The sequence below is a fragment of the Cyclobacterium sp. SOCE241 genome (assembly GCF_056867545.1).
Genome location: NZ_CP149779.1, coordinates 5,868,823 through 5,891,477, shown reverse-complemented (window position 1 = coordinate 5,891,477; position 22,655 = coordinate 5,868,823). Strand labels below are relative to the sequence as shown.

Genomic DNA, 22,655 nt, shown 5'->3' with positions numbered 1-22,655 from the left:
TATGAATTTTAACAATCTGCAATCTAAATTTCATTGGATATGAATAGGTATTTAAAGTTTGGGCTTATAATATTAACATTCCTTTTGGTATTTATAGTTGGTGCTATTGTTTACATTCAAATGGTTTTACCTGATGTAGGCAATCCTCCCGAGAGTATAAGCCTAACCAATAGTTCAGAAACACTGAATCGAGGAAAATACCTTGCAAATCATGTAATGCTTTGTATTGACTGCCATTCCAAAAGAGATTTTAGTTTATATAGTGGCCCACCGGTTCCTGGTACAGAAGGTGCCGGAGGAGAGGTTTTCGATCATGATTTGGGATTTCCAGGTAGATTTATTTCACCCAACATTACTCCTTTCAACCTCAAATCTTATTCTGACGGTGAACTTTTTAGGCTAATTACAACCGGGGTAAAAAAAGATGGAAACCCCATTTTCCCTATAATGCCTTATGCAAATTATGGAAAAATGGACAAAGAAGACATTCTTGCTGTAATTGCCTATATCCGATCATTGCAAGCTATTGAAAAAGTTCAGCCTACATCTGAGCCAGATTTCCCATTCAGCTTAATCATGCGTACCATCCCTCAAAAAGCTGAATTCTCCATCAAACCTCCCACTTCTGATGCTATTGCTTATGGAAAATACCTTGTAAATGCAGCTTCATGTAATGAATGTCATACCAAATTTGAAAACGGACAATTTACCGGTGAAAATCTTGCCGGAGGGAGGGTATTTACCATGCCCGGGGGCAATATTTTAACAAGCTCCAACCTCACTCCCCATTCCACGGGACTAGGAAGTTGGAGCAAAGAGCAATTTGTCGAAAGATTTAAGCAATACAAAGACAGAAGTAAGCTTAGAAAAGTCCAAGAAGGAGAACCGCAAACAATAATGCCCTGGAACATGTATGCCGACATTACCACTGAGGATTTGGAAGCCATTTACAGCTATTTGCAAACCCTCAAACCGGTAGATAATCTTGTTGTTAGATTCACCAAAGCAAAAAGCCTATAGGCAATTTAAGGCTGCCCCATCGATTGGGATACTTGCTCCGTTAATATATGACGCAAAAGGCGAGGCCAAAAAGGCCAGCAAATAACCGTACTCCTCAGGTTGGCCAAACCTCTTGGCAGGAATGGCAACCTTTTTCTTCCGCAGCAATTCTTTGAAATCTTCCCCTGTTGCCTCCGATTGGTTTTTAATAATCGATTCAATTCTTTCTGTTTCAAAAGAACCGGTAAGGATGGTGTTGACAGTTACTCCAAAAGGAGCCGCTTCCTTGGATAAAGATTTGGCCCAACTTACGACTGCCGTTCGCATGGTATTGGACAAAATTAGGTTGGGAATTGGTTCCTTAACTGTAACTGAAGAAACATTTAATATTCTTCCATAACCTCTTTTTTGCATTCCCTCCAACAAAAGGTGGCTTAAATGATGGTAGGTTTTAAAAAGTAAATCAAATGCTTGCTGATACTGCTCAGTGTTTTTTGAATGACAGAACCGGCTTCAGGGCCATTGGTATTGTTAACCAATATATCAACTTTCTTTCCGGTAAAAAATTTTTCAGTTTCTGCTTTAAAGGAGTGGAAATCTAGAAAATCAATAGCTAAACTTTGATGCACTTGACCTACACTATTGTCCAAGGATCCAACTGTGGCCGCTAATTTTTCTTTATTTCTGGCTAATAAGATTACAGAGGCCCCACATTTTGCCAATTGTTGGGCTGTTGCCAGTCCTAACCCACTGGTCCCACCTCCTACTACGGCCTGATATCCTTTTAAATCTATATTCATGTTGGTATTATTTTGAAATGGTCTTGCGTTTAAAATTATAAAAATGATATTCCAAATCAGCTATAAATTTGAGAAATTATTTATTATTCAACAATTCCTATCTTTTTTATAGGGTTTGTTGGGATTGTATTTAAAATATTAATTATATTTGTCGTACTAATTATTGGCATGACATACGAGCAATTTAGTAGGTATTCATTTTTGCTGGACAGGACCGCAAGGAAGGTCAAGCAATACGCACAGCAAAAGTTCAAGTTAAAAGAATTTGACATTACGGTGGACCAATGGCTGGTCTTGAAGAATTTAAATGAGAATGAGCGACTCAGCCAAACAGAGTTGGCCCAATTGGTTTTTAAGGATCATCCAACCCTAACAAGGATTGTAGATATTCTTTGTAAGAAAGGTTATTTGGAAAGGGTACAGCACCCAGAAGACAGGAGGAGTTATCAGTTGCATCTCACTCAAGAGGGTAAAGACAAGGTAAAAGACCTAAAACCTCAAATAGCGAACATCAGGCAAAAGGCTTGGGAAAATCTTGACGAGAAAGATTTTCAAGAATTTAAACGAATACTGAACACGATTTACAATAATCTAGCAGAATAATTCTAACAGTTACTTAACATTAGTTGTTATACTAACTATATTTGTACAAACTATTGACTTTTAAAGAGGTTAACACATAAAAATCGACTAAAAGATGATTACTACTGACATTTGCATAATTGGAGCAGGCCCGGTTGGCTTATTTGCTGTCTTTGAAGCAGGTTTATTAAAGATGCGTTGCCATCTGATAGACGCCTTACCGCAAGTAGGAGGACAACTTTCGGAGATCTATCCACAAAAGCCTATTTATGACATACCGGGATATCCTGAAGTAAAGGCTCAAGAATTGGTAGACAACTTAATGGAGCAAATCAAACCTTTTAAACCTACCTTTTCTTTAGGAGAACGTGTTGACCATTTAAGCAAGCAAACGGATGGGTCTTACATTGTCACCACCAATGACAAAACCCAAGTTCATGCTCAGGTAATCATCATTGCCGGAGGTTTGGGCTGTTTTGAGCCTAGAAAACCTGCTTTGGAAAACCTTGCAGAGTTTGAAGGTAAAGGAGTTACTTATATGGTAAAGAACCCTGAGCAATTTAGAGATAAAAAAGTGATTTTAGCCGGAGGTGGAGATTCTGCTCTAGATTGGGCAATTTACCTGTCTGATGTAGCAGAGAAGGTGACCTTGGTTCATAGAAATGAAACTTTTAGAGGTGCTCCTGACTCTGCGTCTAAAGTATTTGACTTGGCAAATGAGGGTAAAATTGACCTAATCCTTTCAACCAACCTTAAAAAGCTTGGAGGTAATGGTCATTTAGACACGGTCTATTTGGAAGATAAAAGTAAATCTAAATTTCAGATTGAAACCGATTACCTAATCCCTTTATTTGGTTTAAGTCCCAAATTAGGACCAATAGCGGATTGGGGTTTAACCATACACAAAAATGCCATTGAAGTAGATACCAGGGATTATTCTACCGGTGTAGAGAGAATTTATGCTATTGGAGACATTAACACTTATCCCGGCAAATTGAAATTAATCCTTTGTGGGTTTCATGAAGCCGCCATCATGATGCATTCTGCATTTAAGTTTGTGTATCCGGATCAGAAATTAAGCTTTAAATATACTACCGTTAATGGTGTAAATACATTTTAATCGTATTTTTGCAAAATGGTTACATTCACAGTAGAAGATCACGCTGGCAATCGCCAGCCTATTGAAGCCCCGGATGATATGGGCTTGAGTTTAATGGAAATATTAAAAGCATCCGAATATCCAGTTTTGGCAACATGTGGAGGAATGGCACTTTGTGCTACTTGCCATGTTGAAGTATTAGAAGGCAAAGATGGCCTAGGCGATGCTACCGATGTAGAATTAGATCAATTGGAAGCCCTTCCTGAATATTACCCTACCAGCCGACTGGCATGTCAGGTAAGAATCAGTGACGAATTGGAAGGAGCTGTTATCAAGCTCAGAGGAGAAGACAATTAATTAATATAAGGAGTTGATACCAAATATCAGCTCCTTTTTTTACCCCTTTTTCTTTGGTTATTATTTTTTAAGCCACTTGCTGACTGTCTTTTGGAATTTCTCCTGAACCACCGGTTTGGTTAGGAAACCATCAAATTCTGAATTTTTCGTTTCACTAATTTCATCTTTAAAAGCATTGGCTGTAAACCCTACAATTGGAATGTGTCTGGTACTTGAAGTAGCCCTTACTGCTTTTAGCAATTCATAACCATCTAGCTTCGGCATATTGATGTCGGTAATTATCAAATCAAGATTTGAGTTTTCCTTGATTATGCTTAATGCTTCCTCTCCATCATCAGCTTCCATTATTATAGCACTAGGATCCAATTTCTGCATGTAAATTTTCACCAGCATTCTGTTCACCGAATTGTCTTCTGCAATTAATAGGCGAAATGGTTCTTCAGTATTAGAATCCAATACCTTCCCATTGTCACGTGGAGTGAGAACAGGTTCTGCTTTATTGCTTTTCAAGAGACTCTCAAATATCTTTTTTAATTTGGTTGGAGTGGCAGGTTTATAAAGTATGGCCTCACAGCCTATGGAATTGTAATTTTTTACAACCCTTTCTTGTTCGATACTTTCCACTGCCGCAATAAAATTCACTTTTGGCACCCTTTCCTTTACTAACTTCATCATTTTTTGCATGGTCCAAACACTATTGCTTCCTAAGATGGAGTTATTAAAAATCACAAGATTTATGTTCGGGTTGGTCTCTAAGGTAAAAAATCCATCGGTAATGACTGAAGTATGGGTTGCTTTCACACCAACTCTTTCACAATACGATTTGGTCACCTTCCCTGAAATTTCATTGGCATCTATTATTAATGCTTCCCCTAGTTCACTTAAATCTTTTTCTGAAACATTGGGTTCAATAGCTACAAGATCCAGGTCAAAGTAAAATTCACTTCCTTTACCCAATTCGCTATTCAGTTGAATTGAGCTATCTAATAATTTGAGTAATTTATTAGAAATGGTTAAGCCCAAACCCGTTCCTCCAAACTTTTTTGTAGTTGAGGAATCCGCTTGAGAAAATGCATCAAAGATTAATTGCTGCTTATCTTTAGGGATACCGATTCCACTATCTATAACAGAAAATCGAACCCTCAGCTTCTCTTTGTCACCCTCTATAAGAGAATCCAGCAGGGTTAATTTTAATATCACCTGTCCCTTATTTGTAAATTTCAGGGCATTGTTTAATAAATTAATCAGTACTTGTTTTAATTTCAATTCATCCACTTCAATAAGATTTCCAATTCGGGGGTCTAAATCAAGAATTAATTCCAATCCCTTTTTATGTGCCTGAAAACTTAATACATCTAAGATGGTTTCTAAAAAATCATGAAGATGAAGCTGATGAATATTAGTTTCTGATTTCCCTGATTCAATTTTTGCCAAATCAAGGATATCGTTGATTAGATCAAGTAATGCATTGGCTGAATTTAAAGCTGTATTGGCATATTTTATCTGCTGTCCATTCAATTGAGTATTGGACAATAGTTCTGTAAAGCCTATCACTCCATTCAATGGGGTTCTTATTTCATGACTCATATTGGCTAAAAATTCACTTTTGGCCCTATTGGCTTCCTCTGCCTCTTCCCTCGACCTTTGTATCTCAAATTGAAAAAGTTTCTCTTGCGTAATATCCCTTACCAGTATTATACTCCCAACCACTTGTCTATTCTGCCCTTTGATTGAAGATTTTGAGACCAAATACCAGTTTAAAATTTCATTCTTCTTACATGAAAATTCTATCATTCTGTATTCTTCCGCACAAGTAAGCAATTCATTAACTTCAGGCCAGCCTTTTTCTATTACTTTTAAAGCTAATTTTTGATTGATGGTTTTCAACTCCAACATATTTGCAGCAGCAAGGTTGAGGGTGATTAAACCGCCTGAAGTATCCGAAACCAACACTCCTTCCTGCATATTGTCAAACAAGGTTCTATATGCTATGGGTGCAATTTTAAAAAGGTTGTAGCGGGTCAAGCCCAAGTAAAAAAACACACCTGTACCGAGAAAACTAAAAGTGATAAAATCTATTAGTATGGGGCCTTTGATTGTTAAATACAATATATAGACCAGAAAAGGGAAACATAGCCCTAATATTACCATAAAAACCTGTTTGTAATCTGCAGGTGGCACTTCCCTTATTCTTAATAATAAGAGGTAAAGGCTGACAAACAATAAAAGCAAAGTATAAGATTGATGAAGCCAATAACCGAACCCTTTACCGGTGACCATCATTATAAAATCCCCTCTTTCTACCAGATCAAATGAGCTATAAAAATAAGGGTGGTAATCGTTTGTCCAAACCAATATCAGGTTTACTATAGGAACAATAAACAATAACATGAGTCTCCTCGATGTGATCCATTTTTCTCGTTCAGTATAAATAAGGGTAAATAATAGCACCAATGGAGCGAATGAAACAGCACCAATATACATTGTTTTCAGCATTAACAGCTTACTGAAAACAGTTGTCATAGACAGTTCAACAACATTTGAAATAGAATACACAAAACAGGCAACCATTAAACCCGAAAAGTAAGAAGCTGCCTTGCCATGAACTTCTTTTTTTAAAAAAAATATAAGAATGACCGGAGCAATGGCTACCACCACTAATAAAACCAATAAAGTATTCAAATTTAATGATGATAGCATATTAAAAAACGTATTATCGTTATGAAATATAAACCTTTCTAGCCATAATTTCCATTTTTACTCCCACTATTTGTGTTGAATTAAAGGGATCTGTAAAATGAACTCTATAGCTATTTAAGTCATGGCTTTTTCACTAATTAAAATGCTCAAATTAATATTTAGAAAGCCTTAATAATATTTATAAAAATAAAGGAATTTTTGACAATTCACACATACACAAAAACATACAATTAGACCAAGATTGGATATGCTTACCTTCCTTTTAAAATTAATAATTTAATTTTGCTCCATTTATTACAAAAAAGTAGAAAGGTATAAAACTGTTATCTTTCCAAAGTTTACATACAAAGATTTTCATTAATTTATCATGAAAAAGTAAAACTTTACTTTTTCATGTAAATCCTACTCAAATGCATTACAAAACCTATTTCTTATAAATACTTTCGGTATTTATCTGCCCATCCATATCTAAGTACCAGTCTAAATAGGAAGTTCCTCCGGACTTGGCCCAATCGGAAAATTTAGGATAAGCTTTTGTGAAATCTATTTTTTCCTGAGCATAGGGAATACTTTTAGGGATATGTAGCGCCCAGTTAAATCCCTCTTTGCTGATAAAATACTTTTCATCATCGGTTGAACTTAGGTCATCACCGGTAGCAAACAAACCTTTATCCATTAAATCTGTAGGTTGTTTATTCATTAAATGTACCTCCCTACCCCTGTCTTGGTTAATAATCATAAATGGATTATAAGGAGCATTACCTAATTCGGCTCTTCTAACAGCAGTTTTGAAAACAACTTTCACAACAACTGTATCCTCTTCTTGATGAGGAGTACCGGAAGTTACATTTGACAAAAACGGCAATTGGTCATTGACGTCATCCATTACTATAATTGTTGCCAATTCTTGTCCCTGTTCAAGGCCGTTGGCTGTAGTATTAATTTTACCTGTATTTAAACGAACGCCTTCCACACTTTCCACTTGATCAGCCGAAATTGGCAATTGAAAACCGAAACCGTTGCGATATCCTGCTCCCGTAGCACGCACCACTGTGGTTAACTCAATTTCCTTGATAAGGTTGTTCGCATTTGATACCTCTATTACGTTATAGTCGATTACCAAGTCATTCAGGTCATAATCTCCAAAACTAGGCCATAAATCTTCGAATAATAGGGTTCCATAAATATTGACACCAGGAGAAAAATTATTGAAAGCTCTTTCAGAATCTTCAGGATATTCATCTTGATCATCTGTTACCCCATCCTCATCGTAATCCTTTTCTTCAGTGTCAATAGGGACATACTCGTCTACATCCACACTAGTGACAGGATTCCAGGATGCATAAAACATTACATCATTAAAATCATGGTCACAATTATTAAAATCTCTTCGGATATCTTCCCATCCCATTAATAACAATTGCTCCGTGGCATCATACAAAAACACCATTTGATCTCTTAATGCTTCATTACCATTGAAGGTGTTTAAGTCCTTATCAGCATAAAAAACACCATTTCCACTAGTAATCTGATTCCCTTGCCAACCATTGGAAATCAAAAACCAACCAATGTAGGTATCCTTTTCAAATGCACCATCTACTGGTCCTTCCAGTTTTACCTTAGCCCCGGACTCAAAACTCCAGACTGAGCATTTGGGAAAATAATTGTTTTATTTTTTATATCAGCAGCAGTCTCGGGTGCTTCACCTTTTTTATAGTAATAATAGCCAATAGTATTTCGATACGATCCTCCAGTGTGGACATAGGTCACCCAAACCTCAGCAAGTTCATTTACAAATAACTCTCTTTGGTATTTTTCATCCAATGCTTTTGGATTGCTATTCCTAATATCTTTTCGTTCCGGAAGGCTAGCATTGATGTTTTTTAACAGTTGGTTGGATATCTTATCCGGCTCCAATAAATAGGAGGGTTTACCATTGCCGGCCCAAGTTCCTAAGGTCTGAAAATCTTCTTGAGTCGATGCCATTCTGGCATTACTGCTTTCATTACTTTCGTAAAATTCATCAGGCAATATATTCGGATTTGTCGCATCATAGCTATAATCTGCTTGATTACCAGCAATGGAAATTACGGCAATGGGCTCCACTCCAATAAAACTAGTACTAACCCATACCTGTTCTTGAAAACTAGGTAAATCTATAGATACCGTAGCATTTCCTTGCTCATTCAAACGGACAGTGTGTAATAGTTTCCCTTCCTTATAAGGGTTATCATCATAGATCTTGTAAACGACAAAAGGAATGGGTTCTTTATCCCTACTTTTTGCAGACAAATTAAATTCTACTGATTTTGTGGTAGTAAAATCAAAACCTGTAGGTAAATCTATTCCCAAATACCCGTCAGTGATAATCGGATCGGGACTATCAATGGTAGGGTTACAAGCTGAGAGCAAGGCCAATAAAACCGGAATTAATAATAAACTGTTAATTTTCATAGCGAAAAAAGTTGAATAGAACTCGTATTGAGTTATGCAAACATACCAATAAAAAAACTCTTTTTTCCTACTTTAATAATTGGTTAAATTAGAGAATAACAAACAATATTTTTCACCAGTCAAATTCTGACCTTCAAATAATAAAAAAGCATTTTTATATCATTTAACATGAAAAAAATATTCTCCCTAGAATCCCTTATCTCTCAACTTTTTTCCAAAGATGACCTCAAATTTTCGCCTGCTCTTTCTGGGATATTCGGAAGATTAAAATCCATATCTTCCAACTTAATCACCTCATCAAATCCCGCCTCATCTGCCTCATTTCCTGAGGTTATAATCCACACTTTTTTCCTTGGGCCCGAGCGAGTTGAAGCAATTCATAGCTACCTTTACCATCGGCAGACTGGTTGTCATACCTTCCTTCACCGGTAATTACCACATCAGCAAAAGCTATCTTTTGGGACATATCAATTTTATCGAAGAAAAATGAGCTCCTTGTGCCATCTTGGTTGGGAAAAATGCACTTAAGCCAAGCGCTATGCCACCGGCCGCACCGAAACATGCTTGGTCTTGAATTTCAATGCCTTTTGCTTTTTCAAAAAGATGGTAAACTTTTTTGCTGCTTCCAAAAATTTAGATTGATCTTCAGGTTTGAGGCCTTTCTGAGGACCAAATACAGGTATTGCACCCCTGTCACCTAAGAAAGGGTTGTTCACATCACAAAGACATGTAAATGACAATTCAGGAAGTTTTTCTTTGACTTGAATAGCGGAGATGTTATCTAAAAAGTAAGGACTAAAAAGTGCCAATTCGGCCCCATGCTTGTCTAGAAATTGGACGCCTAAAGCAGCTAGGATTCCTGTCCCCATATCTACAGTGGCACTTCCTCCCAAGCCTAAAACGATATTTTTCACACCTTTGCTTAACGCCTCTCTAATTAATTCTCCCGTACCATAGGTACTGCATTTCCAGGGATCCAACTCATTTGTTTTCAGCCACTTGATCCCAGAAACTGTGGAAACATCAAGGTAAGCCGAACCGGAAGCAGGCTCATAGCCGTAAAACCCCTTAATTGCTCTCCCTATAGGATCACTGACTTCAGCATAATGCTCAGTCAAACCCAAATGCTGATTCAGGAGAAAACAGGTTCCATCACCCCCATCTGCGATAGGGGCTGTCACAATATTATCGTTTTCGTTCCTGAGTCGAATCAGGTCCCGAATGATTATTGCAGCCTCATCAGCTTCCATACTTCCCTTAAATGCATTAGGTGCGATCAACCAGTTCATTGCTTGTCCAGTTTTTTCATTCTTTTAAAATAATCTTTTGTAGCTGCAACTACTTTGGGGGAGAGATAAATCGCAGAAAGCATAGTGGGAAAAGCCATAATCGCGTATACACCATCCACAAAACTCATGACCACTCTTAACGAGGTCACCGCCCCTACCACAATGGTTATCAAATAAAAATAATTGTAATAATCAGCCTTTTCTGCACCAAACAGGTAGTTAAAGCACTTGTGCCCATAATAAGAATAGGTGAACATAGTAGAAAGTGCAAATACCAATACTGCTACCAATAATATGTATTTTCCTATACCCGGCAAACCCTTTTCAAAGGCCGAGAGGGTTAATAGCACACCATCCTGCTCTCCGGATGTCCACACTCCTGTTACCATTATCACCAATGCTGTCAATGTACAAACCACAATGGTATCAATAAAAGGCCCCAACATGGCAATCAGCCCTTCTCGTACAGGTTCATTGGTTCTTGAAGCACCATGTACCATAGGTGCTGTACCTATCCCTGCCTCATTTGAAAATGCAGCCCTCCTTGCTCCGGTAATAATAACCTGACCAACTGCTCCTCCAAGTACCGCCTTTCCGGAAAAAGCATCTTCGATTATATGCCAAAACATATCTGGAACTGCTCCTAAATTTTTATATAAAATCACAAATACGCCTAGGAAATACATGGTAACCATAAAGGGAACTAGTCGGGATGCTACTTTTGCTATCCTTTGTATACCTCCCAATATTACTATTGCCACCAAAATCATCATTGTAATGCCAATGATCCACCGGGTAGATTGACCGTAATCCAGCCCCCAAGGCCTAAGCATCACCACCCTTAATACTTCCGTCAGCTGATTGGCCTGAAAAACTGCAAGTAGCCCCATGATACCGGCAACACAGAAAATCACAGAAAGAAATCGCCATTTTTTCCCCATTCCTTCTTCAATTACATACATGGGACCTCCCTGGATATGTCCTGAAGAATCCTTTCCCCTATACATAATGGCAAGTGTACAAGTGAAAAATTTTGTTGCCATCCCTACAAAGGCAGAGACCCACATCCAGAAAATAGCTCCCGGACCTCCCGTTCCAATTGCCAAGGCGACCCCACTTATATTCCCTAAACCTACAGTTGCTGCAATAGCCGAAGACAAGGCTTGTAAGGAGGTAATATCTCCTGAAGCATTGGGGTCGTCGTATTTACCACCCACCACTTTCATGGCATGTTTTAACCCCTAAAAGGTATAAAACCAGAATAAACCAACATAAAAAAGCCGCCCCCTGTCAAAAGTAGCAACAAAGGGGTTCCCCAAATCCAATTACTAAATGCTATGATATACTCTCCCAAACGTGATATAATTTTTCTTGAAACAATTGCCTTCAATTGTACAAAGTAATCAATAATAATCTAAACCGGAAAAAGGAAGGTAATATTCTATTCCTGAGAGGCATTTGAATTCGCAAGAGCAAGCTTTTCCCTTCTATAAAAAGTATAGAAACCGAAAACAAAACCATCCAATACCATTGATTATCTGACACTTGTATAAATAGGTTAAAAAAGGCAATCCTTCATGAAACATAATTCAAGCTAAAAATGCTACAATAGCCCAATAAATGAATTTTGTAAACTAGACTATTTAATGAATCTTTCTAATTTTGCATTCATTCTATTATTCTAAATGAAAATGAGCCGTAAAACCAATACTGTCGTCATCAAGATAGGTTCCAATGTACTAACCATGGAAGATGGGAGCCCCGATCTCAACCGCATGTCGGGTTTAGTAGACCAAATGGCCTTTCTTTTGAAAAAGGGCTTGAAAGTTATTTTGGTTACTTCGGGAGCAGTGGCCTTTGGAAGAAAATCCCTTTCCCTAATGCCAAAAACCGATGCAATCTCTAAAAAGCAGGTTTGGGCAGCTTATGGGCAAATAGAACTCATCAGACAGTATAAAGAACTCTTTTCAAACCAAGGGCATCCCATTGCCCAACTTATGGTGACAAAGGAAGATTTCAGAGACAGGGCTCATTACCTCAACATGAAAAACTGTTTGGATGGCTTATTGAAAAATAATGTAGTGCCGGTAATTAATGAAAATGACGCTGTTGCCATAACCGAATTGATGTTTACCGACAATGATGAATTGGCAGGATTGGTTGCAGCCATGGTGGATGCCGACAGCCTACTCTTGCTCACCAATGTTGATGGCATTTACAAAGGACACCCGACAGACCCCTCCGCTGAGTTGATCACGCATGTTGGCCAGAAAATGCCTAATTTGAGTCAGTACATCTCCACTCACAAATCTTCCTTTGGAAGAGGGGGAATGCTTACAAAAATGACGATGGCAAAAAAATCTGCCAATCTTGGTATTGAGGTACTGATAGCCAATGGTAAAAAAGATGATGTGCTAATCGCCTATTATAACAAAACGCTTAAATGCACTTACTTTGAGCCCGGTAAAATTAAGGACAATCATAAAAAATGGATTGCACACAGTGACAACTACTCCAAGGGAGAAGTTACCATCAATGAAGGGGCTAAATTGGCTTTATTATCCGACAAAATTACTAGTTTGTTACCCATAGGCATCTCAAAAATAAAAGGAGATTTCTTGAAAGGAGATATTATTCGTATTGTAGACCCCTCTGGCATCAGACTTGGTTTGGGCAAAGCCGAATACAATGCCATTACAGCCAATGAGAAAATTGGTCTTAGCGGACAAAAACCATTGGTACATTATGATTACCTTTACATTTCTGACTTAAATTAATGCCTATTTAGGTATAAAAGATATTTCTTATGAACAATCAGAAAGACCTATTTGTAAAAACACTGGCAGCAAGCAGAGACCTTTCTTTGCTGTCGGAAGATAAAATAAATAAGATATTAGATGATTTGGCGATGGCAGCCATCAAATACACTCCGGAAATTTTGGATGCCAACCAGGAGGATTTAGATCGTATGAATCCAAATGACCCAAAATATGACCGCCTTAAATTAACCGAAGAAAGATTAGAAGGAATAGCAAGTGATCTGATAAATGTCGCCAAACTGGATTCCCCACTTGGGGAAATAATTTCAGGAAAAACCTTAGACAATGGCCTGGAACTAAAAAAGATTAGGGTTCCTATTGGTGTCATAGGCATTATTTATGAATCCCGACCTAATGTTACTTTCGACGTTTTTAGCTTATGTCTTAAAACTGGAAATGCCCTTGTTCTAAAAGGAGGATCGGATGCTTATGCTTCCAATTCATGCATAGTAGATGTCATTCACAAGGTCCTCAAAAAAACAAGGTTTCTACAGATATCGTCAGCCTTCTTCCCGCCGGAAGAGAAGCTACCAAAGCTTTATTACAAGCTGTAGGTTTCGTCGACATGATTATTCCTCGAGGAAGTCAGGGGCTTATAGATTATGTAAGGGAACATTCCAAGGTACCGGTTATAGAAACAGGGGCAGGCATTGTACATACCTATTTTGACCAGTCAGCCGATCTTGAAAAGGGTAAAGAAATCATTTGCAACGCAAAAACAAGGAGGGTTAGCGTATGCAATGCACTCGACTGTTTATTGGTTCACCAAAGTCGTGTAAGCGATTTGGAAGCAATGACGTTGCCTCTGGCAAAAAAAGAGGTGACCATATATGCTGACAATCAGGCCTATGAAACATTGGAGGGAAAGTATCCTGAAAACCTTTTGCATCATGCAGAACAGGAGCACTTTGGTACAGAATTTCTTTCCATGAAAATGTCTCTAAAAGTAGTCACTGATACCAACGAAGCATTGGAACACATCGCTAAATATAGCAGTAAACATAGTGAAGCCATCATTGCTGAAGATGAAAAAACCATCAATCACTTCCTTAAGGCGGTAGATGCAGCAGCAGTCTATGCGAATGCTTCCACTGCTTTTACTGATGGGGCACAATTTGGCCTTGGTGCAGAAATTGGGATAAGCACACAAAAATTACATGCCAGGGGCCCAATGGCTCTTGAAGAAATGACCTCCTATAAATGGATCATTAAAGGTCAAGGTCAGGTGAGGAATTAAACCTTTGCACAAACATTAATTAATGATTCTCATTAATTCAAAGAACGGGGATTGGAAGGGGTTGAAAATTATTACAACATCATCCAATCCCCGTATTTTTTTAAGCGAAACAATTACTGTGAATCCTTCAGCATTTTTTTAGGTTTATATCAAAAGTATTTAATAAAAACCCTCTTATCTAGGATTCAAATTATTACTGATTAATATTTTATAATACGTTAATAGGCAGAATGAATTTGGCATTTAACCCAAATCTGGAATTTCCTATAATTCAATTAATACCAAGATTGGTATATATAAAATATTCGGGTAATTCATTAATCCTGAGACTTCATTTCTTAAAAACTCTTGAGTTAAATCATAAAAAGGAATAAATGGCCTTAATTTTGAGACCTAGAAAAAGAAATTAATAAAAGAAGGAAATATTAGAATAGGTCGGCAAACTTAATATACTCAAAATAATAAAAGTCGGTATGGCTGATATTAAAGGTTATCAATCCATTAAATTTTTAACCTTTAGTCCTTAACATTACTGATAACCCCTTTATAACCAAACTTATTAAAACGATTGCGTTTTAATAATTATAACCTATGATTAAAAATTTAACATCTTGGGCATTTAGCGATTCATCTGTTCAAAACTCCTTGGGGAATAATTTTCGACAAAAACGAATGGCATTATTCAAGAAACAACTTGAAAAATTTAAAAAGCCCGTTAAGATCTTGGATGTCGGAGGCTATGAAGAATTCTGGATTAATGCCGGCATGGCAAATGTTCCCGGCATACATATTACCATTTTAAACCTAGAAGCCGGAGAAACAACTTATAATAACTTTGAAATTGTAAAGGGCGATGGAACTAATTTATCTGCCTATAAAAACAATTCATTTGATATAGGTTTTTCTAATTCAGTTATTGAACACCTTTACAACAGAGGGCAACAAAAGAAAATGGCAGAGGAAATAATAAGGGTTGGCAGGTATCATTATGTTCAAACTCCCAATAAATATTTCATCATAGAACCTCATTATTTATTGCCCTATTTTCAGTTTATCCCAAAAAAGTCAGGTTTTTTATCTTGACCAAAACAAAATTCAGCAGGTTTAAAAAATGGTCTAAGAAAGAGGCACAACAATACTTAGATGAAATTCTTCTATTGTCAAAAAAGGACATGAAAGAATTATTCCCATCAAGTAAACTTACCAAAGAAAAATTTATAGGAATGACCAAATCTTTTGTCGTTCACAATTTTAAAGATTGATTCAACATAGACAAAAGGTTAGAAATCATTTTCATTTTAATCCTTAATCTTTACAGGAAATTCATCAATTGTAGTGGTTATATTCAAGGGAAACAATGGTCTATAAATTTAAGTAGTTGACAATTTAAATTTAAGAGATATAAGCACTAGCCAACTAAACAAAAGACTGATGGGCCAAATAGCTGAAAGGTTAAATTTTGGTTATCAAGGCAATCCAGATTTTGAACTTTCAACAACCGTCCTTATCCCTAATAGAACTTTTAAATTTTACTTCTGATAAAAAATAATTTCATATTCACTTATTTTTAATTTTAGACTACATTAATAATCCTTTAAGCAAATCTTAAGAAAGAAACTGTTAATTTGCTTTATAAGCATCCTAAGTGCACCCTCCAAAAGGGGGAAGACTAAAAAAGGCACTTGGAGGCTTAAAAGCTTATCGAGATGAGGATTTTAATAATTGAAGACGAACCGGGAATTTCGGGCTTTTGAAACAAGGTCTGGAAGAGGAAGCCTATGCAGTGGATATTGCCGACAATGGCAAAAAAGGTTTGGAAATGGCCTTGGAAGGATACTATGATATCCTTTTAGTGGATTGGATGTTACCCGGTATGAGTGGGATAGAAATAACACGACAATTCAGAAAAGAGTATCCATCCACACCCATCCTCTTTCTTACTGCCAAAGACACTTCGGATGAAGCCATTTTCGCCTTACAAACCGGGGCCAATGACTATATCCGCAAGCCTTTTAATTTCGAAGAATTATTGGCTCGAATAAGGGTTCAATTTAGATCTCGATCTGATGACCAATTGTCTTTAAGTTTAGGACCTATCAACTTATTTACTGAAAACCACAGAGTAGAAATCAATGGCAAAGAGGTGGTATTAACCCAAAAGGAATTTGCTCTTCTGGAATACCTGATTCGGCACAAAAACAAAGTTTGCCGGAGAAGTAGGATTATAGAGAGCGTTTGGGACATACACTTTGATTATGACACAGGAGTGATTGATGTATTCATTAATTCCCTCAGAAAAAAACTGGGGTTAACAAAAGACAACAACTACATTCAAACGATCAGAGGTGTAGGTTATATGGCCAGAGAGGAATGAAAAGAACTTATAAAAACAGGCTTTCATTTAAATTAACCATGGCCTCTGCCCTAATGGTCTTAATGTCTTTTTTACTTATTTACCAAGTAGTCAAATCTACTGTTTTGGAAAATATTGACAACAATCTTGAAAATGAGACCAATAAACATGTCAATCAAATCAAAATAGAGGATGGTCAAATAAAATTTGTTCACAAAGGCGAATGGGAGGAAGAAGAACATAAAGAGATAAATTTCAATCCTATTTTTATCGAAATTGTAGATAAGGAAGGAAATCCCATGGACAAATCTCCGAATTTGGGAAGCAATAGTCTCTATTTTAAACCCGGTACCGCTTCGGTAAACAAGGGGTTCAACCTAAACTTAAATGGAAAAGAAGTTAGGCAAATGCAGGTTGAATTGTTGACAGAAGGAGAATTGACCGGATACTTATTGCTCGCAACATCATTTGAAGACTCCAAATCCCTACTCAACAATCTCAAAACCGTTCTATTTTTTCTTTACCCTATTGTCTTGTTGTTCCTTTTTCTCACCTTAAGATGGCTTGCTTCCAAGAGTATTCAACCCATTATAGATATTACTAGGAAAGCAGAAGTTATCACCAAAGACAACCTTAATGAGAGACTCCTACACTCAAGTATAAGGATGAAATTAACAGTCTTTCAGTTTCTATCAATCATCTTTTAGAAAGGGTGGAAAAAGGAGTATTAAGAGAGAAACAGTTTACTTCAGATGCTTCTCATGAACTTAGAACCCCATTGGCCATTTTGAAAGGGAATTTTGAGGTTTTGATAAGAAAACCTAGGACTCCTGAAGAATACATAGCCAAAATTAGGGAGGGTATTATTATCATTGATAAGTTAAATGCTATTTTAGATCAACTGTTGACCTTGGCAAGGCTCCAAAAAGGCATTCATAAAAACGAAGAAGTAGATTTAAAATTTCTTGTAAAAGACATCATTGACTCCACCCAAAAACAGAACCCTACACGCAGTATTATATTAACAGAAAAACTTGTAAATAAAGGCTTTATAAAGGCCAATGAAAAATCTGTCGCAATCATCCTTGAAAACCTAATTCAGAATGCTATAAAATACTCACTTGACACCCAAGATATAAATTTGGTATTAAGGAGTGAAAAGGAAGGTATATGTTTAGAGATTATTGACCAAGGCATAGGGATATCTGATGAGGAATTAAAAAAATATATCAGCCATTTTTTCGTGGTGAGAGCCATGAGCTGGGAAGAATAAATGGAGCCGGTTTAGGTCTTTCCATTGTAAAAAAACTTTGTGATTTATATCAGATAAAAATTTCTATACTTAGCGAAAAAGGCAAGGGTACTACCATCATTTTATTATTCCCTACTACAATCATACACGCTTAGTTTGGTTGGAACTTTCGGTATAAATAAAATGGGAATATAAGTATATCTTATCACCCTGTATTATAGGTTATTCCATTTAAAAAAGGAAGGCTTAGGGAATTTCATAGCATAATTATTTAAGCCAATCTTAAGAAAAGCTTGAGAAAAGACATGGTATTGCCTACTTATCTTTAGGCCTTCATTATAATCCTTTGTTTCAATGTTAGAGCGAATTATTGAATACAGCATCCGACATAAATTGATCGTGCTTCTTTTTTCAGCAGCTGTTATTGCCTTCGGTACATATTCTTTATATGAAATCCCAATTGGTGCGGTTCCAGACATCACCAACAACCAAGTGCAAGTGATTACTACCTCTAGAAATCTTGCAACAGAAGATGTTGAGAAGTTTTTAACCTATCCAATAGAATTGGAGATGGCCAATTTACCTAATGTCAAAGAAATCCGTTCGGTGTCTAAATTTGGCCTTTCGGTAGTAACAGTGGTATTTGATGATGAAATAGGCACCTATCTGCCGCGCCAACTCATCGCTGAAAAAATTAAAGCAGCTGAAGAAAAAATCCCCGCAGGTTTTGGTCAACCTTTTATGGGACCTATTTCCACCGGCTTAGGAGAGATCTATCAATATGTAGTAGAGGTAGATGCTGCCTATAAAGATCAATATTCTTTAACAGAAATAAGAACCATTCAAGATTGGATCATCAAACGGCAACTCTCAGGTATTCCAGGTGTTATTGAAGTCAATACCTGGGGAGGCTATTTGAAACAATATGAAGTGGCAATCAATCCTGAAAAACTAAGAAGCCTCAACCTTACTGTGGCACAAACCTTCGAGGTTCTTGAGAAAAACAACAGCATTGCAGGAGGCGGTTATATAGAAAAAACAAATCAGGCTTATTTTGTTAGAGGGGAAGGACTGGCAAATTCTATAGAAGACATTGAAAATATTGTAATTGAAAACAGAAATGGCACTCCTGTTTTTATAAGAGATGTGGCTACCGTGGGTTTTGGTAAAGCCACCCGCTTTGGAGCAATAACCGGCAATGGTGAGGGAGAGAAGGTTTTGGGGCAAGTAATGATGCTGAAAGGAGCCAATTCTAAAGAAGTGATCAATGCGGTAAAAGAAAGGGTAAAAGAAATCTCCCCTTCCCTGCCACCGGGCATTCGAATAAATCCCTTTTTAGAAAGGAGTGAGTTGATTGGCAAAACAACTTTTACAATTGCCGAAAACCTTATCCTAGGCTGTTTAATAGTGATTTTTGTGGTAGTTCTCCTGTTGGGCAATTTCAGATCCGGACTAGTAGTGGCGTCTGTTATTCCTATGTGCTTATTATTCGCATTGTCACTAATGAATATTTTTGGGGTGGATGCCAATTTGATGAGTCTTGGGGCCATTGACTTTGGAATTATTATAGATGGAGCCGTAATAATTGTGGAATTTATTGCTTTTAAAATCACTGCGGAACGGTCAAAACTCTTACAATTACCAAAATCCAATAGGCAGGGATTGATCGATAAAATCACCTATTTAGGAGCCTCTAAAATGATGCATTCTGCAATTTTTGGCCAACTCATCATCATCATTGTATTTATTCCTATTCTGTCACTGGTAGGTGTGGAAGGCAAGATGTTTCGGCCAATGGCTTTGGTTTTCTGTTTCGCATTGATTGGAGCAATCTTATTTTGTATTACCTATGTACCGGTTATGGCTACCCTATTTATCAAGCCTTCAGACCCTAACAAAAAAACCATTTCATCAGGATTGATTAAATTTTTAGAAAACAGGTACAGGCCTGCCATCGTTTGGGCCTTAAGGAAAAAGAAAATTGTAATCGGAACAGCAGTTTCTTTAATGGTGTTAGCAGGTGTTATTTTTTCTCAGATGGGTGGAGAATTTATACCCACCCTTGATGAAGGTGATTTTGTAATACAGCCAGTACTCAAAACAGGAACATCCTTATCCAATACCATTGAAATCATTACTAGGATGGAGAAAATTATCCAAGAATTTCCTGAAGTGGATCAGGTGGTTAGTAGAATAGGTGCCGCAGAAGTTCCAACTGACCCAATGTCAATGGAAGAAAGTGATATCATCATTAAACTGATTCCAAAAGATGAATGGATTACTGCCAGTAATAAAGATGACTTGGCCAATCAATTTAAAGAGGCACTTTCTGAAATCCCAGGCGTGGAATATGAATTTACGCAACCCATAGAGATGCGTTTCAATGAACTCATAACAGGTGTTCGAGCAGATTTGGCCATCAAAATTTTTGGGGAAGATTTAGATATACTGTATGAAAAAGGTTTAGAGGTTGGCAAAGCCATTCAAAATGTAGCGGGTGCTGAGGACATTACCGTGGAGAAAATAGCAGGCTTGCCACAAATGTCTGTTAAATATGATCGGCTAAAAATTGCAAAATACGGATTGAATGTGGAAGACCTCAACAATATACTTACTATGGGCTTTGCCGGAAAATCAGCAGGGACCATTTTTGAAGGTGAAAAGAAATTCGATTTGGTTATCAGGTACGATGAGGCTCACCGCAAAGACATAGACAATATTGAGACGGCCTCTATCCAATTGCCAAATGGCAGTCATCTGCCACTTAGAGAATTTGCCGAGATTACCTACACCAAAGGACCTGCTCAAATATCTAGAGACAATACTAAAAGAAGGATTGTAGTTGGGGTAAATGTAAGGAATAGAGATCTTGAATCGGTGGTAGATGATGTACAAGAAATTATAAAAAATAAAATTGACCTTCCAGTCGGTTATACGATTGATTATGGCGGGCAATTTGAGAACTTGAAAACAGCAAAGGAAAGGCTATTGATTGCCGTCCCTATTGCCCTTCTTCTCATTTTCATTCTATTGTATTTTGCTTTTAAATCTGTAAAAGAAGCCCTGCTTATATACAGCGCTATTCCCATGGCAACTGTTGGAGGCGTAGCCTTACTGTATATTCGAGACATGCCTTTTAGCATCTCTGCCGGTGTGGGCTTCATTGCCCTTTTCGGAATTGCCGTCCTGAACGGTATAATACTAATAGAAGAATTTAAAGAATTGAAAGCAAAAGGGGTAAATGACATTAATCGGCGCATACTTTTGGGAACAAAGAGTAGGTTAAGGCCTGTCTTGTTAACTGCGGCCACTGATGCATTGGGATTTTTGCCTATGGCTATATCCACTGCAGCCGGTGCCGAAGTTCAAAGACCCCTAGCCACTGTAGTTGTAGGAGGACTGATTACCTCAACCATTCTCACATTAATTGTTTTGCCTATATTATACGCCCTTTTCGATGGGCAAAGACCGGAACCGAAAGCAAGGCTTCCTAAAATGGCTCTTCCTATCCTATTATTATTTTCATTACCTATTATAAGTCAAGCACAAGACCGTGAAATTAAATTAGAAAAGGCCATAGAGATTGCTTTGGAAAACAACCTGGGATTAAAAGCCTCCCAGCAAAGAATTGATCAAAGTGAACAGCTGATAGGAAGTGCCATAGATATCGATAAAACAGAATTTTTTTATAGCAAAGACCAAAACAATTTAGCCCCAAATAACTTGCCACTCAATGTCTGGGGCATTCAGCAAAATCTGCAATTTCCAACCGTCTATGGAGCACAAAAGCAGGTAATGCAAGACAAATCACAGTTGGTTAAGGACCAATTCCAGATGGACCAATACCTCATTACTAAAGAGGTTGCCAAGTCCTATTACGAAATTATTTACTGGCAGGAAATGCTAAAGAATTACACTTACCTAGATAGTTTATACGCTCAGTTTCAGCATGCTGCAGGCAGGAGATTTGATCAAGGTGAATCTAATTATTTAGAAAAGTTAACCGCTGACACCAAAAGGAAAGAAATTTCCCTAATGCTGAATCAAATTAAAGAGAGTATTAACAGGTCCTATATCGAATTGAATCAATGGTTACAATCTGACACTGAGTACCGGGTAGGTGAAGAAAAACTTAAACGGATACCCTTGAGTCCCCTCGATTCAGCTAGCCATCCTGTTATCAATTATTATGCAGATGCAATGAATTTATGGGCCAATAATTATAAGCTCGAAAAGCAAAGATTACTTCCAAATTTAAACCTTTCTGTATTTCAGGGCATGAACAATGGTGTAGGCAGACAAACTTACTCTGGTTTTCATATAGGGCTAGCCCTTCCCTTGTGGTTTGGGTACCAAAAGTCAAAAATTGAGGCAGCAAAGACCCATACCAAAATAATTACGTCTGCAAGGAACAATTACCTAATACAATTGCGCTCCAAATACAATGCTTTACTTTCTGACCTTAGGCAATTTGACGAAGAGTTAATTTATTATGAGGAAACAGGAAAAAATTTATCGGAAGAAACGCTGTTTCATGCCAACAAAGCTTACCAAAATGGCGAAATAAACTTCCTTCAATACACCCAGTTTTTGGAAAATTCCAAAACCATTGAATCCAATTATCTCCGTTATCTTTTCCAATATAATGAGACTGTGTTGGAGGCAAATTATTTAATGAATTATAAATAAATAATAACCACCCCATGAAATATCA

At 37.2% G+C, this 22,655-nt stretch carries 17 protein-coding genes and 4 pseudogenes; 12 read left to right on the top strand and 9 right to left on the bottom strand.

The window, feature by feature from the left end; all coding sequences use genetic code 11:
- The first annotated feature begins 39 nt into the window (after positions 1 to 39).
- Positions 40 to 1,020, top strand: a complete 981-nt coding sequence (locus WG932_RS29905; RefSeq protein WP_483086328.1) for a c-type cytochrome — start codon at positions 40 to 42, stop codon at positions 1,018 to 1,020.
- Here WG932_RS29905 and WG932_RS29900 read toward each other — a convergent pair.
- Both WG932_RS29900 and WG932_RS29895 read right to left on the bottom strand, forming a co-directional pair.
- Positions 1,015 to 1,437 (bottom strand): annotated as a pseudogene (locus WG932_RS29900) (SDR family oxidoreductase); the annotation flags it as partial. The gene WG932_RS29905 and the pseudogene WG932_RS29900 sit on opposite strands and share 6 nt — an antisense overlap.
- Positions 1,434 to 1,799, bottom strand: a complete 366-nt coding sequence (locus WG932_RS29895) for an SDR family NAD(P)-dependent oxidoreductase (protein WP_483086327.1) — start codon at positions 1,797 to 1,799, stop codon at positions 1,434 to 1,436. The pseudogene WG932_RS29900 and the gene WG932_RS29895, both read right to left, overlap by 4 nt.
- A 168-nt stretch (positions 1,800 to 1,967) precedes the next feature.
- Between WG932_RS29895 and WG932_RS29890 the strand changes: the two genes are divergently transcribed.
- The 3 genes from WG932_RS29890 to WG932_RS29880 all read left to right on the top strand — a co-directional run bounded on the left by WG932_RS29890 (position 1,968) and on the right by WG932_RS29880 (position 3,837).
- Positions 1,968 to 2,402, top strand: coding sequence for a MarR family winged helix-turn-helix transcriptional regulator (locus tag WG932_RS29890; protein ID WP_149394270.1), 435 nt, complete (start codon positions 1,968 to 1,970; stop codon positions 2,400 to 2,402).
- 94 nt (positions 2,403 to 2,496) lie between these two features.
- Positions 2,497 to 3,501: an NAD(P)/FAD-dependent oxidoreductase gene (locus WG932_RS29885; RefSeq protein ID WP_483086326.1), complete on the top strand. Its 1,005-nt coding sequence runs from the start codon at positions 2,497 to 2,499 to the stop codon at positions 3,499 to 3,501.
- A gap of 15 nt (positions 3,502 to 3,516) precedes the next feature.
- A complete protein-coding gene (locus WG932_RS29880) occupies positions 3,517 to 3,837 on the top strand; it encodes a 2Fe-2S iron-sulfur cluster-binding protein (protein ID WP_014021243.1) in 321 nt (106 codons plus the stop codon).
- A 60-nt stretch (positions 3,838 to 3,897) separates the two neighbouring features.
- Here the strand turns inward: WG932_RS29880 and WG932_RS29875 are convergent, their stop codons facing one another.
- The 7 genes and pseudogenes from WG932_RS29875 to WG932_RS29845 form a co-directional block, all read right to left on the bottom strand.
- Positions 3,898 to 6,519: a histidine kinase N-terminal 7TM domain-containing protein gene (locus WG932_RS29875; RefSeq protein WP_483086325.1), complete on the bottom strand. Its 2,622-nt coding sequence runs from the start codon at positions 6,517 to 6,519 to the stop codon at positions 3,898 to 3,900.
- A 442-nt stretch (positions 6,520 to 6,961) separates the two neighbouring features.
- On the bottom strand, positions 6,962 to 8,095 hold the full coding sequence (locus WG932_RS29870; RefSeq protein WP_483086324.1) for an LruC domain-containing protein: 1,134 nt from the start codon (positions 8,093 to 8,095) through the stop codon (positions 6,962 to 6,964).
- 56 nt (positions 8,096 to 8,151) lie between these two features.
- The gene (locus WG932_RS29865; RefSeq protein WP_483086323.1) at positions 8,152 to 8,991 is read right to left on the bottom strand and encodes a hypothetical protein; all 840 of its coding nucleotides are present in this window, start codon (positions 8,989 to 8,991) and stop codon (positions 8,152 to 8,154) included.
- A gap of 203 nt (positions 8,992 to 9,194) precedes the next feature.
- Positions 9,195 to 9,335 (bottom strand): hypothetical protein, encoded by a 141-nt coding sequence (locus tag WG932_RS29860; RefSeq protein ID WP_483086322.1) that lies wholly within the window; start codon positions 9,333 to 9,335, stop codon positions 9,195 to 9,197.
- A complete protein-coding gene (locus WG932_RS29855) occupies positions 9,323 to 9,457 on the bottom strand; it encodes a glycerate kinase (protein ID WP_483086321.1) in 135 nt (44 codons plus the stop codon). Before WG932_RS29855 ends, WG932_RS29860 begins: the two co-directional genes overlap by 13 nt.
- 70 nt (positions 9,458 to 9,527) lie before the next feature.
- The gene (locus tag WG932_RS29850; RefSeq protein ID WP_483086320.1) at positions 9,528 to 10,280 is read right to left on the bottom strand and encodes a glycerate kinase family protein; all 753 of its coding nucleotides are present in this window, start codon (positions 10,278 to 10,280) and stop codon (positions 9,528 to 9,530) included.
- A pseudogene (locus tag WG932_RS29845) lies at positions 10,277 to 11,634 on the bottom strand (alanine/glycine:cation symporter family protein). The gene WG932_RS29850 and the pseudogene WG932_RS29845 overlap by 4 nt, the downstream one beginning before the upstream one ends.
- 337 nt (positions 11,635 to 11,971) lie before the next feature.
- On the opposite strand from WG932_RS29845, the gene proB reads away from it, so the two are divergent.
- The 8 genes and pseudogenes from proB to WG932_RS29805 all read left to right on the top strand — a co-directional run bounded on the left by proB (position 11,972) and on the right by WG932_RS29805 (position 22,630).
- A complete protein-coding gene (gene proB, locus WG932_RS29840; RefSeq protein WP_483086319.1) occupies positions 11,972 to 13,057 on the top strand; it encodes a glutamate 5-kinase in 1,086 nt (361 codons plus the stop codon).
- Between the two features lie 29 nt (positions 13,058 to 13,086).
- Positions 13,087 to 14,336: pseudogene (locus tag WG932_RS29835) on the top strand (glutamate-5-semialdehyde dehydrogenase).
- Positions 14,337 to 14,927: 591 nt separating this feature from the next.
- Positions 14,928 to 15,419 (top strand): methyltransferase domain-containing protein, encoded by a 492-nt coding sequence (locus tag WG932_RS29830; protein WP_483086318.1) that lies wholly within the window; start codon positions 14,928 to 14,930, stop codon positions 15,417 to 15,419.
- Positions 15,416 to 15,598 (top strand): hypothetical protein, encoded by a 183-nt coding sequence (locus WG932_RS29825; RefSeq protein ID WP_483086317.1) that lies wholly within the window; start codon positions 15,416 to 15,418, stop codon positions 15,596 to 15,598. The genes WG932_RS29830 and WG932_RS29825 overlap by 4 nt, the downstream gene beginning before the upstream one ends.
- Positions 15,599 to 16,086: 488 nt before the next feature.
- On the top strand, positions 16,087 to 16,710 hold the full coding sequence (locus WG932_RS29820) for a response regulator transcription factor (protein ID WP_483086316.1): 624 nt from the start codon (positions 16,087 to 16,089) through the stop codon (positions 16,708 to 16,710).
- Positions 16,707 to 17,396 (top strand): hypothetical protein, encoded by a 690-nt coding sequence (locus WG932_RS29815; RefSeq protein WP_483086315.1) that lies wholly within the window; start codon positions 16,707 to 16,709, stop codon positions 17,394 to 17,396. Before WG932_RS29820 ends, WG932_RS29815 begins: the two co-directional genes overlap by 4 nt.
- A gap of 5 nt (positions 17,397 to 17,401) precedes the next feature.
- Positions 17,402 to 18,096 (top strand): annotated as a pseudogene (locus WG932_RS29810) (sensor histidine kinase).
- Between the two features lie 199 nt (positions 18,097 to 18,295).
- Complete coding sequence (locus tag WG932_RS29805) at positions 18,296 to 22,630, top strand: CusA/CzcA family heavy metal efflux RND transporter (RefSeq protein WP_483086314.1); 4,335 nt, start codon at positions 18,296 to 18,298, stop codon at positions 22,628 to 22,630.
- The last annotated feature ends 25 nt before the right edge of the window (positions 22,631 to 22,655 follow it).